The 15,444-nt window shown below is 72.0% G+C and carries 11 protein-coding genes; 3 read left to right on the top strand and 8 right to left on the bottom strand.

Features of this window, described 5'->3' with window-relative positions; translation table 11 throughout:
• Positions 1-124: 124 nt before the first annotated feature.
• Complete coding sequence (locus tag QJ852_03145) at positions 125-1,456, top strand: aspartate aminotransferase family protein (protein WGX97438.1); 1,332 nt, start codon at positions 125-127, stop codon at positions 1,454-1,456.
• Between the two features lie 84 nt (positions 1,457-1,540).
• On the opposite strand, the gene dmpG is transcribed toward QJ852_03145, so the two are convergent.
• Genes dmpG through QJ852_03130 form a run of 3 tightly spaced genes read right to left on the bottom strand, consistent with a single transcriptional unit; the run spans position 1,541 to position 4,358 of the window.
• Complete coding sequence (gene dmpG, locus QJ852_03140; GenBank protein ID WGX97437.1) at positions 1,541-2,572, bottom strand: 4-hydroxy-2-oxovalerate aldolase; 1,032 nt, start codon at positions 2,570-2,572, stop codon at positions 1,541-1,543.
• Positions 2,569-3,516 carry an acetaldehyde dehydrogenase (acetylating) gene (locus tag QJ852_03135; protein ID WGX97436.1) on the bottom strand — a complete coding sequence of 316 codons (948 nt, stop codon included), beginning with the start codon at positions 3,514-3,516 and terminating at the stop codon, positions 2,569-2,571. Before QJ852_03135 ends, dmpG begins: the two co-directional genes overlap by 4 nt.
• A 2-nt stretch (positions 3,517-3,518) precedes the next feature.
• On the bottom strand, positions 3,519-4,358 hold the full coding sequence (locus QJ852_03130; protein WGX97435.1) for a fumarylacetoacetate hydrolase family protein: 840 nt from the start codon (positions 4,356-4,358) through the stop codon (positions 3,519-3,521).
• A gap of 68 nt (positions 4,359-4,426) precedes the next feature.
• On the opposite strand from QJ852_03130, the gene QJ852_03125 reads away from it, so the two are divergent.
• Positions 4,427-5,191 (top strand): IclR family transcriptional regulator, encoded by a 765-nt coding sequence (locus tag QJ852_03125; GenBank protein WGX97434.1) that lies wholly within the window; start codon positions 4,427-4,429, stop codon positions 5,189-5,191.
• 190 nt (positions 5,192-5,381) lie between these two features.
• Here QJ852_03125 and QJ852_03120 read toward each other — a convergent pair whose 3' ends face one another.
• From QJ852_03120 to QJ852_03105, 4 genes are all read right to left on the bottom strand, one after another.
• Entirely contained in the window at positions 5,382-7,463 is a 2,082-nt protein-coding gene (locus QJ852_03120) for a CocE/NonD family hydrolase (protein WGX97433.1), read from the bottom strand.
• A gap of 83 nt (positions 7,464-7,546) precedes the next feature.
• The gene (locus QJ852_03115; protein WGX97432.1) at positions 7,547-8,383 is read right to left on the bottom strand and encodes a DUF4097 family beta strand repeat-containing protein; all 837 of its coding nucleotides are present in this window, start codon (positions 8,381-8,383) and stop codon (positions 7,547-7,549) included.
• A gap of 48 nt (positions 8,384-8,431) precedes the next feature.
• Positions 8,432-8,974, bottom strand: a complete 543-nt coding sequence (locus QJ852_03110; GenBank protein WGX99523.1) for a pilus assembly protein HicB — start codon at positions 8,972-8,974, stop codon at positions 8,432-8,434.
• A gap of 161 nt (positions 8,975-9,135) precedes the next feature.
• Positions 9,136-10,761: an AMP-binding protein gene (locus QJ852_03105; GenBank protein WGX97431.1), complete on the bottom strand. Its 1,626-nt coding sequence runs from the start codon at positions 10,759-10,761 to the stop codon at positions 9,136-9,138.
• A gap of 468 nt (positions 10,762-11,229) precedes the next feature.
• On the opposite strand from QJ852_03105, the gene QJ852_03100 reads away from it, so the two are divergent.
• Positions 11,230-11,853, top strand: a complete 624-nt coding sequence (locus QJ852_03100) for a hypothetical protein (protein WGX97430.1) — start codon at positions 11,230-11,232, stop codon at positions 11,851-11,853.
• A gap of 70 nt (positions 11,854-11,923) precedes the next feature.
• On the opposite strand, the gene QJ852_03095 is transcribed toward QJ852_03100, so the two are convergent.
• Positions 11,924-15,295, bottom strand: coding sequence for a (Fe-S)-binding protein (locus tag QJ852_03095; GenBank protein ID WGX97429.1), 3,372 nt, complete (start codon positions 15,293-15,295; stop codon positions 11,924-11,926).
• Between the last annotated feature and the right edge of the window lie 149 nt (positions 15,296-15,444).

Here is a 15,444-nt window from a genome sequence, read left to right as displayed (position 1 = left end):
TCCTCGGGGCATGATCCTCACCACATCGCCGAGCTGGTGCGCCTAAAGCGAACGGCGATTTCGACTATCTGAAATTTCCCACCATGCACGCCGGAGCGCACGAGCGGACGTCTACGTTGCGTGCATGGCTATGGACGAGCGGACGGGCACGGACGCGGCGCTGCTGGAGCGGCACCGGAACGTCATGCCGGACTGGATGACGCTGTACTACGAGGAGCCGCTGGAGCTCGTGTCCGGCAAGGGCCGGCACGTGGTCGGCGGAGACGGCCGGACCTACCTGGACTTCTTCGGCGGGCTGTTGGCGACGATGGTCGGCCACGACATCGAGGAGATCGGCGAGGCGATCCGGGCGCAGAGCCATCGGATCCTGCACTCCTCGACGCTCTACCTGATCCGCTCGCAGGTCGAGCTCGCCGAGCGGATCGCCGCACGTAGCGGCATCCCGGACGCGCGGGTGTTCTTCGTGAACTCCGGCAGCGAGGCGGTCGAGGCGGCGCTGCTGCTGATGACCACGCGTCAGCGGAGCAACCAGGTCCTCGCCCTGCGCGGCAGCTACCACGGGCGCAGCTTCGGCACCGTCGCGACGACAGGCATCCGGGCCTGGTCGGCGACCTCGCTCAGCCCGCTGAACGTCACGTATGTGCACAGCGGCTACCGGTACCGGAGCCCGTTCGGACACCTTCCCGACGACGAGTTCAACCGTGCCTGCGCCGACGAGCTGAAGACGATGATCGAGACCGCGACGAGCGGAAGCGTCGCCTGCCTGCTGGCCGAGCCGGTCCAGGGCGCGGGCGGCTTCGCCACGCCGCCGCCCGGCTTCTTCCGGCTGGCGAAGGAGGTGCTGGACCAGTACGACATCCCCCTGGTCTCCGACGAGGTCCAGTCGGGGTGGGGGCGCACCGGCAAGGCCTACTTCGGGATGCACGCCCACGACGTCCGGCCGGACGCGATCACCTTCGCCAAGGGACTGGCCAACGGCCTGGCTGTCGGCGGCGTCGTCACCGATGCGCGCACGATGAACTGCCTTCAGGCGAACTCGATCTCCACCGCGGGGGGCAACCCCGTCGCGATGTCCGCTGCGCTGGCGGTCCTCGACTACATCGAGGACCACGACCTGCAGCGCAATGCCGACCTCGTCGGCGGCTACCTACGAGGCGAGTTGGAGGCGATCGCCGCCGAGAACCCTGTCGTCGGCGAGGTGCGCGGCATGGGGCTGATGCTCGGTGTCGAGCTCGTGCGTCCCGGCAGCCGTGACGTCGCGCCGGAGGCCGCGGCGGCGTGCCTGGAGATCGCCCGGCGACGCGGCCTGCTCATCGGTCGCGGCGGCCTCTACGGCAACGTCCTGCGGATCACCCCGCCGATGTCGGTCACCCGCGAGGAGGCACGGGAGGCGCTGACGATCCTGCGGGAGAGCCTGGCCGAACTCGCGGCCGCGATGGTGGCCCCGCGCTCCTGACCCGCACCCGTCGTACCGGACAAAACGGTCGCGAATCCGCCGGATTCGCGACCGTTTTGTCCGGTACGACGCGCAGATGCGGGCTCAGACGAGAGCAGCCTCGCGTTCGGCCACGATGGTCAGCGCGATGTCGACGATCATGTCCTCCTGGCCACCGACGAGGCGACGGCGACCGCACTCCATGAGGATGTCGCGGACGTCGACGTCGTACTGCTCGGCGGCGCGCTCGGCGTGGCGCAGGAACGAGGAGTAGACGCCGGCGTAGCCGAGGGTGAGCGTCTCCCGGTCGACCCGGACCGGGCGATCCTGGAGCGGGCGGACGATGTCGTCGGCAGCGTCCTGGAGCTTGAAGACGTCGCAGCGGTGCTCGAAGCCCATCAGGTCGGCGACCGCGATGAACGGCTCGATCGGGCAGTTGCCCGCGCCGGCGCCGTGGCCGGCGAGCGAGGCGTCGACGCGGTAGACGCCGTTCTGGACGGCGACGACCGAGTTGGCGACCGAGAGCGAGAGGTTCTCGTGGGCGTGGATGCCGATCTCGGTGCCCTCGTCGAGGACCGCGCGGTAGGCCTGGATCCGGGCGGCGACGTCGTCCATGGTCAGCCGGCCGCCGGAGTCGGTGACGTAGACGCAGTGGGCGCCGTACGACTCCATCAGCTTGGCCTGCCGGGCCAGCTCCTCCGGGGGAGCCATGTGCGAGAGCATCAGGAAGCCGGAGACGTCCATGCCGAGCTCGCGGGCCGCCGCGATGTGCTGCGCGGAGACGTCGGCCTCGGTGCAGTGGGTCGCGATCCGCACCGAGCGGACGCCGAGGTCGTAGGCGCGCTTCAGCTCGTGGACGGTGCCGACGCCGGGCAGCAGCAGCGTGGTCAGGCGCGCGTTCTTCAGCACCGACGCGGCGGCCTCGAGCCACTCCCAGTCGGTGTGCGAGCCCGGGCCGTAGTTGACCGAGCCGCCGGCCAGGCCGTCGCCGTGGGCGACCTCGAGCGCGTCGACGCCGGCCTCGTCGAGGGCGACCACGATCCGCTTCACGTCGGCGGGCGAGATCCGGTGCCGGATCGCGTGCATGCCGTCACGCAGGGTGACGTCCTGGACGAAGATCTTGGTCTTCTCGGTCACAACGCACTCTCCTTCGCCGCAGCGATCCGCTCGGCGACCTGCAGGCCGGCCGAGGTCATGATGTCGAGGTTGCCGGCGTACGCCGGGAGGTAGTGGCCGGCACCGGTGACCTGGAGGAACACCGACACCTGGTGGGTCGGGCGGTCCGCGCCGTCGACCAGCAGGGTCTCGACCGGCTGGTCGGCCGGGATCTCCGCGATCTGGACCTTCTGGACCAGCTGGTAGCCGGGGACGTACGCCGCCACGTCGGCGACCATCTTCTCCACGCTCGCGCGGATCTCGTCGTGCACGGTCGGGTCCGGCGCGTGGACCAGGGCGAAGACCGTGTCGCGCATCATCAGCGGCGGCTCGGCCGGGTTGAGGATGATGACGGCCTTGCCGCGCTTCGCCCCGCCCACTGCAGCGATCGCGCCGGACGTGGTCTCGGTGAACTCGTCGATATTGGCGCGGGTGCCCGGGCCGGCGGACTTCGAGGAGATCGAGGCGACGATCTCGGCGTACTCCACCGGGACGACGCGGGAGATCGCGGCCACGATCGGGATCGTGGCCTGACCGCCGCAGGTGACCATGTTGAGGTTCGGCGCGGCGAGGTGCTCGTCGATGTTGACGGCCGGGACCACGAACGGGCCGACGGCGGCCGGCGTCAGGTCGATCAGCCGCTTGCCGAGCGGGCGCAGCAGCGCGTCGTTGTGGAGGTGCGCCTTGGCCGAGGTGGCGTCGAAGACGATGTCGATGTCGGCGAACCCGGGCATCGCGATCAGGCCCTCGACACCCTCGTGGGTCGTCGGTACGCCGAGGTCGCGGGCCCGCGCGAGTCCGTCGGAGTCCGGGTCGATCCCGACCAGGGCCCCCATCTCGACGTGCTGGGCGGTCTGCATCACCTTGATCATCAGGTCGGTCCCGATGTTGCCGGACCCGATGATCGCCACCTTGGTCTTGCTCATGGTCATGACTCCTTCGTGCCGAAGCTGAGGGCGACGGAGCCGAGTCCGTCGATCGAGAGGGTGACGTCGGCGCCGGGCGCCGCGGGGCGCATCGGGCCGAGAGCGCCGGAGAGGACCACCTGGCCGGCCCGCAGCGGGTCGCCGAGGTCGCGGGCCTGCCGGGCCAGCCACTGCAGCGCGACCAGCGGGTCCCCGAGCGAGGCGGCGCCGGTGCCGACCACGTCGTCCTGACCCGTGACGGTCATCGTCATGGCGGCGTCCTTCGGCACGAAGCCGTCGGCGAGGGTACGCCGCTCGGTGCCGAGGACGTACCCGCCCGCGGAGGCGTTGTCGGCGACGGTGTCGGCGAAGCTGATGTCCCAGTCGGCGATCCGACTGTCGCAGACCTCGATCGCGGCGACGGCGTACGCGACGGCGTCGGCGACCTGCGCGAGATCGAGGTCGCCCTCGACGAGGTCGGCCCCGAGCACGAAGGCGATCTCGCCCTCGACCTTGGGCTGGAGCAGGCCGCTGATGTCGACGGGCGCGGAGACGTCGTACTCCATGTCGTCGAAGAGCACGCCGAGGTCGGGGGTGTCGACACCCAGCTGCTGCTGGACCGCCACGGACGTCGCGCCGATCTTGCGGCCGACGACGACGGCACCGGCCGCGAGCCGGTGCGCGTTGAGCTGCTGCTGCACGGCGTAGGCGATGGTGATGTCCCGGTCGCCGATGAGGTCGCGGATCGGGGCGCAGGGGCGGTTCTCGACCAGCGCGGTGTGCAGGCGCTCGGCAGCGGCGCCGACCGCGGCGGCCGTGGCGTCCGCGTCGGTGGCGGGGTCGAGAGCGGCGGATTCCGTCATGCGCCTACTCTCGGGGCCGCGGGCTCGGGCGACCACCCGAGCGTTCCACTCACCGGTACGCTGTGGGGGTGGCGGACGAGCAGGGCCTGGACACCGTTCTCGGCAAGGCGGTCGCGCTGCTGCGGGCCTTCGGCGCCGACGATCGGCTGCTCCCCCTCGCCGAGCTGGTCCGCCGCACCGGGCTCCCCAAGGGCACCGTGCACCGGGTCGCCGGCGACCTGGTCCAGCACCGCCTGCTGGAGAAGACCGACCACGGCTACCGGCTCGCCGGCGGGCTGTTCGAACTGGGCATGCGGGCGGCCACCGAGCGGACCCTGCTGGAGGTGGCGATGCCCTTCCTGCAGGACCTCTACGAGCGCACCCACGAGACCGTCCACCTCGGCGTCCGCGACGGCACCGAGGTGGTCTACGTCGCCAAGATCGGCGGCCACCGCCAGGCCCGCAGCCCCTCGCGGGCCGGCGGCCGGATGCCGATGCACTGCACCGCCCTCGGCAAGGTGCTGCTCGCGCACGCCGACCCCGCGATCCGCACCGCCGTGCTGTCCGGCCCGCTCCCCCGGCGTACGCCGCACACGGTGGTGGCTCCCGGACTGCTGGAGCAGCAGCTGGACCGGGCCCTGGAGACCGGGCTGGCCTTCGAGCGCGAGGAGTCGACGCCGGGGCTGCTGTGCGTCGCCGCGCCGGTGCTCCACACCGACGGCGCGACCGCCCTCGCGGCGATCAGCGTGACCGGGCCGATCGGCCGGTTCCGGCCCGAGGCCCACCAGAACGCCGTCCGGGCGGCGGCCACGGCGCTCGCGAGCACCCTGGCCCGCCGCCCCGGCGGGCTGTAGAAGTCACCAGGGCACTCCGGCGGGGGCTCGGGGTCGAGCGCTGTAACACGCTGTCCACCCGACTGGTCGTCGGATGTCAGCGCGACACGCCGACGACACGCCGTGCTCCCCGCGGAAAGCCGTCAGGTAGTCGGGCAGACAACGTGTTACAACCCACCGGCGCCCGAACCGCGCCCAGCCGGTCAACCGATCAGCGCACCGCCATGGTCAACACCGACGGGTACTGCGGCCCGGTGTGGACGGTGACCGGCACCAGCTGGGTGAGCAGGTCGGTGACCGGCGAGAGCAGGTGCGGGACGTCGAAGGCCTGCACCGCGATCCGCAGCCGGTGCCCCTTCGCGATCACCGCGCCGGTCGGGAAGATCTCGACGTCGACCGGTGCCACCTGGCCGGCGGGCAGCTTCGCCTTCGCCTCGCGCGTGAACGGGTGGTAGGGCTGCAGCAGCTCGCCGTCGAGGTAGCGCGAGCGCCCCTCGTCGAGGGCACGGTGCGCGATCGTCTGCCAGCCGCCGCTGATCCGGGAGACCGTGCCGTCCGGCGCCACGTCCTCGACGGCCACCGACAACATCCCGTCGCCGCTGGGCGTCGAGACGTGCAGGCGGGCGTTGAGCGGCCCCTGGAAGCGGACGTCGGCGTCCAGCGGCGCGGTGTCGAAGGTGACGCCGCCGAGGTCGTTGAGCTTGTTGTCGTGGAAGCAGGGCAGGTCGGCGAGCAGCACGTTCGGCAGCCCCGCCGTCCACTGGTTGGCCGAGCGGGTGCACAGCCCCGTCACCGGCAGCGGCGGTACGACGGCCGAGCCCGCCTCCGGCGTACCGGTGGTCAGAGCGCCGGCCCTCCCGCCGACCGCGGCGGAGCCGGAGAGTCGGTAGCTGCGCGCGGACAGGTCGTCGTCGATCCACTTCGCCCTGCGCACCCAGGCACCGGAGCCCTGCTCGTAGTACGTGAGCGGCGCGATCTGGTCGAGCTGGCCGTCGATGCCGCCGAGGTACTGGTCGAACCAACGCAGCTGCAGTTCGGCGAGCGGACCGTAGCCGGCCTTGCCGACCTCGGCGCCCGCCGAGCCCTGGAGGTGGTCCCACGGCCCGAGGATCAGCTTCGTCGGCACGCCGCGCTGCTGGAGGCGCTCGAAGACGAGCGGTGTGCCGCGCTGGAAGAGGTCGAACTCGCCGCCGACGAGGAAGGTCGGCACGGTGACCTTGTCGAGCACGTCGATCGGCGAGCGCTCGCGGTAGAACGGTCCGTCGTACGCCGGATCGCCGCCGAGCAGCGCCTGGGTGGCCAGCGGCAGGGTGAAGGTGAGCCCGCCCATCAGGTGGTCGAGCGCCATCTGCAGGCCGGCCTGCGGCTCGTCGAGCCCGTACGCCGGCGGGATCACGCCGGTCGCGGTGACCAGGCCGAGCCAGAGGGGGATGAAGCCGACGTCGATCTGCCCGCCGGACGCGACGACGTCGCGGTAGACGTCGGCCGCCGGGACCTGCGGGAAGATCGCCTTGAGCCCCTTCGGCTGCTGGGCCGCGGCGAAGAGCTGCGAGATGCCCATGTAGGACGCGCCGGTCATGCCGACCTTGCCGTTGCTCCACGGCTGGGCGGCCGCCCACTCGACGATCGCGCCGGCGTCCTTGCCCTCCCGGGCGCTGAACGCGCCCCACTGGCCCTGGGAGCCGCCGGTGCCGCGCGCGTCGACGGTCAACTGGGCGTAGCCGCGCTTGACGAGGTACGCCGGGTCTGCCCCGGAGAGGACCGCGCCCGCGCCGGCGGAGAGGACCGTCTTGTTGTAGGCGGTGATGGTGACGATCACGGGCAGCGGGGTCGCGACCGGCGTGCCGTCGGCACCGGCCGGCCGCTGGAGGTCGCCGCGGAGGACGACGCCGTCGTCCATGACGATCGGGATGTCGCGGGTGAGGACCGTCGCGTCGTAGGTCGCCGGGCGCGGGGTCCACGGCGCGACCGACGGCGGCGCGGGCGCCGGCCCGCCGGATCCGCCGGCCGGGGGTACGGCGCTCGGCAGCGGCGCCGCCGCCGCGCCCTTCTTCGCCTTGCCGCACTTCTTGTGCTTCTTGTGCTTCTTGTGCTTCTTGGCCTTCTTGCACTTCTTCGGCTTCTGGGCGACCGGGGCGGCCGCGCCGGCCCGCTCGGCCGACGCCGCGTGCCGCGCGGCATCGGCGGCCGGCGTACCGACCGCGTCGCCGGCGAGCGGGAGCAGGAAGCCGGCGGCGAGGCCGGTGCTGAGCAGGGTCGCCACCAGACGGCGGCGCAGGGCGTGGTCGTTCATCCGGAGGTCCCTCCCGTGGTCTACTCACGGGTAACGACACGACCGTGGCGTCGGTCACGCCCGCCGGACGCGGACCGTGAGAGTCAGGCGGGCACGAGGGAGATGTCGCCCGAGACCGTGGTGGCACGCAGCTCGACGTGATCGGCGCCGGCCTCGGGCGGACCGACCGGCGGCAGCGTGGAGCTGACCCGACCGGTCACCGTGGTGACATCGGTCCACACCGGCGTCCCGGTCGGGACGCCGACGTGCACCCGGGTCGAGGCCCCCTTGACGTGGATCCGGCCGCAGCGCGCCGTACGCACGACCACGTCACCGGAGCCGGTCCTGCTCGTGAGGTCGGCGCGGCTCTCCCCGACCTCGAGGTCCCCGGAGCCGGTCTTGACGACCACGGTGCCGAGCACCTGGCCCAGACACACGTCGCCGGATCCGGTGGACACGGTGGCGGACCGCTCGATGCGGCCGAGGTCGACCGTCCCGGAGCCGGTACGGACCCGGACGTCGCCGTCCACCTCCGCGACGGTGACGTCCCCGGAGCCCGTGGCGACGACGACCGTCGTGGCCTGGTCGAGGGTCACGGCGCCCGACCCGCTCTTGACGCGCGCGGTCATCAGTCGGCCGCCGGCGGTCACGGCGGCGCTGCCGCTGCGGGCGTCGAGGTCGCTGTCGAGCGGTACGACGACCTCGATGTGCAGCTCGTCGCCGCCACCGAAGATGCCCCCGCGCGGCTTGGGTGCGCGGATGTCGACGCGACGGCTGTCCTGGACCACCCGCACCTCGGCGGCGCGGGGGCCGCTGAGCGTGACGTCGGTGGTCGCCTGGTCCGCGGCCCGCACACTGATCCGGCCACGGCCGTTCTCGACGACGAGCTTCACCGGGCCGGGGGTGTCGAGGATCTGGCGCAGTGGTTCGTGGGTGGTCATCGGCTCTCCTGGTGGGCTGCTGGGACGGGAGGGGGTGGAGGCGGCGGGTCAGAGCCAGCCGGTCATCCGCCGGTCGGCGCCGGGCGGCGTACCGAACGGGAAGTCGGCGCCGAACGGCCGGCTGGACAGGTCGACGTCGACGCGGATCGCCCGCTCACTGGTCGCCGCCCGGATCAACGTGACCAGCCAGGTGTTGAGCGACTGCCCGGCCCGGGCGGCCGCGTCATCGGCCCGCGCCTTGACCGACTCGGGCAGCCGTAGGCTGACCCGCGCCTGCCCCTCGTCCTCGCCCGGCATCTCGGCGGGCACCGGCCCGGTGACCTGGTGCGGCGGCGCCGACTCCTCGGGACCGCCCGGGGTGACGACGAAGTCGAGGTCGCGACCGTCGAGCCGGACGTCCACGCCGCCCGCGGGCATCGCCGCGGTGATCTCGGTCGCCGCCTGGCTGATCGCCTCCATCACCGCGAGCCGCACGGCCGGGTCCAGCGCGTATCCCAGCCGCTCGGCGACCTCACGCGCCTGCGGGCCGGCACTCTCGGCCGCCGCCAGGAGATCCCGACGGAGGCTGTCGACGTACGGCGTGATGTCCATGTGCACCACAATGACATCATGATGACGTCATTTCAAGTCATGATGATGTCATCCCACCGACCCGTCGCATCTGAACGCGAAAAAGCCGCCGACCCGGCGCGTTTGAACGCGCCGGGTCGGCGGGGGGTGGATCAGCCTGCGTCAGGTGCGTCAGGTGGGCGTCAGCCCAGGCCGAGTAGCTCGGTGGAGCGCTCGCGCATCTCGACCTTGCGGATCTTGCCGGTGACGGTCATCGGGAAGTCCTCGACCAGCAGGACGTAGCGCGGGATCTTGTAGTGGGCGAGCCTGCCGGTCGCGAAAGCCCGGACCGCGTCGGCGTCGAGGGGATCGGCGCCGGCCCGGAGCCGGATCCAGGCGCACAGCTCCTCGCCGTACTTCTCGTCGGGGACACCGACGACCTGGACGTCCTCGACGTCGGGGTGGGTGTAGAGGAACTCCTCGATCTCGCGGGGGTAGATGTTCTCGCCGCCGCGGATGACCATGTCCTTGATCCGGCCGACGATATTGGCGTAGCCGTCCTCGCGCATGACGGCGAGGTCGCCGGTGTGCATCCAGCCGTCGGCGTCGATCGCCTCGGCGGTCTTCGCCGGGTCCTCCCAGTAGCCGAGCATCACGGAGTAGCCGCGGGTGCAGAACTCGCCCGGCTCGCCCCGCGGCACGGTCTCCCCCGTCGCCGGGTCGACGATCCGGATCTCGACGTGCGGCGCGGCGCGCCCGATCGTGGAGGTACGCCGGTCGAGGTCGTCGTCCGCCCGGGTCTGGCAGCTCACGGGGCTGGTCTCGGTCATGCCGTAGGCGATGGACACCTCCGCCATGTGCATGTCGTTGATGCAGCGCTTCATCACCTCCACCGGGCAGATGGAGCCGGCCATGATGCCGGTGCGGAGGGTGGCGAGGTCGTAGTCGGCGAAGTCGGGGGCGTTCTGCATCGCGATGAACATGGTCGGTACGCCGTAGACCGCGGTGCAGCGCTCGTCCTGGACGGTGCGCAGGGTGATCGACGGGTCGAAGCCGGGAGCCGGGATCACCATGGTCGCGCCGTGGGTCACGCAACCCAGGTTGGCCATCACCATCCCGAAGCAGTGGTAGAAGGGCACCGGGATGCAGAGTCGGTCCTGCTCGGTGAAGTTGATCAGCTCGGTGACGAAGTAGCCGTTGTTGAGGATGTTGCGGTGGCTGAGCGTCGCGCCCTTCGGGAAGCCCGTGGTGCCGCTGGTGTACTGGATGTTGATCGGGTCGTCGGGCGTCAGGTCGCGCTGCCGCTCGGTGAGGGCGTCCGCAGGGAGGTCCCTGCCGGCGGCGATGAGCACCTGCCAGTCGTCGCCGTCGACGTACAGCGTCCGCTCCAGTCCGGGGACCTCGCCCTTGGCCGTGACCTCCTCGACCATGCCCCGGTAGTCGCTGGTCTTGAAGCTGGTCGCGGCGAGCAGCAGGCGCAGGCCGGACTGGTTGACGGCGTAGGCGAACTCGTGGGTGCGGTACGACGGGTTGACGTTGACCAGGATCGCGCCGGCCTTGGCCGCGGCGAACTGGATGATGGTCCACTCCGCGCAGTTCGGCGCCCACATCCCGACCCGGTCGCCCTTCGCGATGCCGAGGCCGATCAGGCCGCGCGCCGCCTCGTCGACCGCGTGGTCGAACGCGCGCCAGGTCCACCGGCGTCCGCTCGCCACCTCGACCAGTGCCTCCCGGTCGGGCCACTGCGCGACCGTGCGCTCGAGGTTGGCACCGATGGTCTCGTCCAGCAGGGGCGTGGTGGTCTCGCCGGCGGCGTACGACTCCGTCATACCCCCATGGTGACGCCCCGGTGAGCGCCATCACACCCCTCGAAAGGGGGTGGCTGTCCACAGGCCCGCGCGAGCGGGTGTCAGCGGCGCCTCGGAGCGGGCATCGACCGGCCATGACCGCATCGGCTCCGCACCCGTCGCGCCAGCTCACGACGTTGCTCGACCTGCAGGCAGGGGTCGTATCGCGACGCCAGGCACGCGCCGGCGGGATGACCCGCCACGACATCGACCGGATGATCCGGCGCCGGGAGTGGGTCGCGGTCCACCCGTGCGTGTACGTCGGCCACACCGGATCGCTCACCTGGCAGCAGCGAGCCTGGGCGGCGGTCCTCGCCTGCTGGCCGGCCGCCCTCGAAGGCCGATCCGCGATCCGGGCGCACGAGGGGCCCCGGCCGGCGCGGCACGGAGTCGGGCCCGATCGAGGTCGTCGTGGCCCGGGATCGGCGGATTCGCCCGCCGAGCGGCGTCGTGGTGCACCGCGCGGCGAGCTTCGACTCGAGCGTGCAGTGGAACCTCTCGCCTCCGCGGGTGCGCTACGACGACGCCGTGCTCCGAGTGGCCGATGTGGCGCCGCGCGACCTCGATGCGATCGCCGCGCTGGCCGATGGGTGCGGCGCCCGCCGGACGACCGCGCGGCGTCTTCGCGCTCGGCTCGACCAGCTGCCGCGCCTGCATCGACGTGCCTGGTTGGCTCGGGTGCTCGACGACATCGCAGCGGGCACCTGCTCGGTCCTGGAGCACGGCTATCTCACTCTGGTCGAGCGCCCCCACGGACTGCCCCGGGCGGAGCGGCAGGTCGGCGCGTCGAGCGCGGACGGGCGGCCGATGCTTCGCGATGTCGTGTACCGCGGCGCCCGATCGCGCTGGGTCCAGATCATCGAGCTCGACGGACGCCTCGGCCACGACGGCCCCACGGACCGGGATCGCGACCTCGAACGCGACCTGGATGCAGCCCTCGATCGCGAGCACACGGTCCGCATCGGCTACGGCCAGGTGTTCGACCGTGGCTGCTCGACGGCCGCGAAGGTGGCTCGCCTGCTCCAGCTCCGCGGCTGGGAAGGCCACGCGGACCCGTGCCCGCGATGCGCGTGAGGGCTCGAGACGCAGAAGTGTGGAGCCTGGTGCGCACGATCGCGGCACCAGACTCCACAACTTCAGGAGCTCAGAGGTCGAACAGGGACTCCGCGGCGTTGATGTCGGCGTCGGTGCGGGGCTGGTGGGCCTCGCCGGAGGACGACGGGGGGGCCGGCGCCGGGGTGGGCTCGGGCTCGGGGGCCGGCTCGACCTCGGCGGCGGCCGGCTCGACCTCGGCGGCGGCCGGCTCGGGCTCGGCGGCCGGCTCGGGCTCGGCGGCCGGGGCGGCCGGGGCGGCCGGGGCGGCCGGGGCGGCCGGGGCGGCCGGGGCGGCCGGGGCGGCCGGGGCGGCGATGTCGAACAGCGAACCCATGGCGTTGATGTCGACGTCGGTGGCCGGCGCGGCTGCGGGAGCGGCAGGCGCCGGGGCCGGCGCAGGCGCCTCGTCGGCGACGGCGGCCTCCTCGGCCCGCGCCTCGGCCTCGACAGGCTCCTGCTCGGCGACCGGCGCCGTGGCCTCGGCGGCCGTGGCCTCGGCGGCCGTGGCCTCGGCGGCCGGGGCCTCGGCGGCCGGGGTCTCGGCGGGGGCGGCGATGTCGAACAGCGAGCCACCCGCGTTCAGGTCGACCGTCGGAGCCGGGCTGGCCTCGGAAGCAGCAGCCTGGGAAGCAGCAGCCTCGGGGGCGGCCGGCGTCTCGGGAGCAGCAGGGGTCTCAGCGGGGGCGGCGATGTCGAACAGCGACCCGCCGGCGCCGAGGTCGGTCGTCGGCGTGGGGGCCTCCGCCTTGGTGGCCGCGGCCGGCGGAGCCTCAGCCGGCGGAGCCTCGGCCTTGGCCGCCTCGGGGGCGGGGGCCGGGGTGTCGAACAGCGAGCCGCCCTCGTCGAAGAGCGAGCCGCCGCCCGCGGGCGCGGCCTTCTCCGGGGCCGGCGCGGCCGCGGCAGGAGGTGTGGCCGGGGTGTCGAAGAGCGAGCCCGGGTCGTCGAAGAGCGAGCCGCCGGCGGGGGCGGCCTTGTCCTCAGCCGGAGCAGCAGGGGCCTCCGGGGCAGCCGGGGCAGGCGTGTCGAACATGGAGCCCGGGTCGTCGAACATCGAGGAGCCGCCGCCCGACGACGACGCCTTGGCGGCCGGGCCGGCGTCCTCGGTGGCGACGACGGTGTCGTCGGTGATGGTGACATCGCCGGCCTCGGGCTCGGCCTTGGCGGCGACCGGGTCCGCAGCGGCGGCGGGAGCGGCAGCGGCGGCCTTGGGGGCCAGTGGCGCGCCCTCACCGGGCAGCAGCTTGGTCGCCTGCTCGCCCTTGACCGAGGCGAGCAGCATCTGCGCCACGTCGAGGACCTCGACCTCCTCGCGGGCCTCGCCGTCGGCCTGCATCTTGGTGAGGCCGTCGGAGAGCATGACGCGGCAGAAGGGGCAGCCGACGGCGACCTGGTCGGCGCCGGTGCCGACCGCCTCGGCGGTGCGGTTCAGGTTGATCCGCTCACCGATGGTCTCCTCCATCCACATCCGCGCACCGCCGGCACCGCAGCAGAAGGACCGCTCCGCCGAGCGCTCCATCTCGGCGAGCTCGGCGCCCGGCAGGATCTGCAGCAGGTCCCGCGGAGGCGTGTAGACCTGGTTGTGGCGGCCGAGGAAGCACGGGTCGTGGTAGGTGATCTTGCGCTGGTGGGCGCCGGCACCCTGGGTGACCGGCGTCAGCTTGCCCTCGCGGACGAGTCGGTTGAGCAGCTGGGTGTGGTGGATGACCTCGAGCTCGAGACCGAGCTGGCGGTACTCGTTCTTGAGCGTGTTCATGCAGTGCGGGCAGGTCGAGACGACCTTCTTCGCCTTCGCGTCGGTCAGCGTCTCGATGTTCTGCTGCGCGAGGCCCTGGAACACGAACTCGTTGCCGGCGCGACGGGCGGAGTCGCCGGTGCAGGTCTCGCCGTTGCCGAGGACGCCGAACGAGACGCCCGCGAGGTCGAGCAGCTCGGCCACGGCACGGGTGGTCTTCTTGGCCCGGTCCTCGTAGGCGCCGGCGCAGCCGACCCAGAACAGCCAGTCGACCTCGTCGAGCGACTCGATCGAGTCACCGACGACCTTGACGTCGAAGGGCAGGTCCTTGGCCCAGTCGAGGCGCGCCGTGGGCGACATGTTCCACGGGTTGCCCTTGTTCTCCAGGCCCTTGAACAGGCCGTTGAGCTCGGAGGGGAAGTTCGACTCGACGAGCACCTGGTAGCGGCGCATGTCGATGAAGTGGTCGACGTGCTCGATGTCGACCGGGCACTGCTGGACGCAGGCACCGCAGTTGGTGCAGGCCCACAGGGCGTCCTCGTCGACGACGAAGTCACCGCCCTCGGGCATGTAGAACCAGTCGTCGACACCGTCGCTCTGCTCGCGGCCGGCGGAGCCGACGAGGGCGCGCTGCTCGGCACCACCGGCGACGGCGTACGCCTCCTCGCGCATCGCCATCATCATCAGCTTCGGCGAGAGCGGCTTCTCGGTGTTCCAGGCCGGGCACTGCGACTGGCAGCGGCCGCACTCGGTGCACGTCGTGAAGTCGAGGATGTCCTTCCAGGAGAAGTCCCAGATGGAGCCGGCGCCGAGGACGGCGTCCTCGTCGAGGTCGTCGACGTCGTCGAGGGTGATCGCCTTGCCGCCCGAGGTCAGCGGCTTGACCGCACCGAGAGCGGTCCGGCCGCTGTCCTCACGCTTGAACCAGATGTTGAACCAGGCGGTGAAGCGGTGCCAGGCGACGCCCATCGTGAGGTGGGTCGAGATCACCATCAGCCAGACCATCGCGGAGACGATCTTGATCATCGCGATGAAGAAGATCGCGTTCTCGAGCGAGCCGATGGAGTCCTGGCCGGTCGGGAAGAGATGGGCGAAGAACTGCGAGACCGGGAAGTGGAAGGCATCGGCGTGCTCGGCGGCCTCGCCGCCGTGGGCCTTCGCCAGGTTGTACTCCGCGCCGCGGATGAACAGGATCGCGGAGCTCTCGAGGAGCACCATGGCCTCGACGAAGTACGCCTGCCACATGGTCGAGCCGAAGAACCGGCTGCGCCGACCGAGCTGCGCGGGCTGGTGGGTGACCCGGTAGACGATCAGCGGGATGATCGCGAGCGTGCCGAGCAGGCCGAGCAGCTCGGCGAGCCACTCGTAGACCCACCACTTGCCGATGACCGGGATGGTGAACTCGGGGTCGAAGAGCTGGACGTACGCCGCCGCGACGGCCGTCGAGAGCGCGATGAAGGCCGCGAAGGCGAACCAGTGCAGGATGCCGACCCAGGTCCACTGCAGCATGCGCGTGTGGCCGAAGGTCTCCTTGACCATGGTCAGCGTGCGACCGACCGGGTTCCCGGTGCGACCGGGCGCCGGCTGCCCGCGCTTGATCACGCCGAGCATCGCGACGACAGCCCGCGCGGTCAGCGCGACCGCGACGACCGAGACGGCCAAGGAGACGACGATCGCAACGATCTGCATGGTGTCCAACAGCTCCTCATCCGGAAGGGGAGTCAAGGGGCGCGCACAGGAGTGCGCCCGACGAGCCTAGTGCCGACGGGCGGAACCGATCGCGATAGGCAAGCCTTACCCATCCGCGCGGGCACGGCGGGGCATCGGGATGCTACCGA

This window comes from Nocardioides sp. L-11A (assembly GCA_029961745.1).
In the GTDB taxonomy this organism is placed as follows: domain Bacteria; phylum Actinomycetota; class Actinomycetes; order Propionibacteriales; family Nocardioidaceae; genus Nocardioides.
The sequence above is the reverse complement of the archived record's forward strand: the minus strand, read 5'-3'. Positions and strand labels throughout refer to the sequence as shown.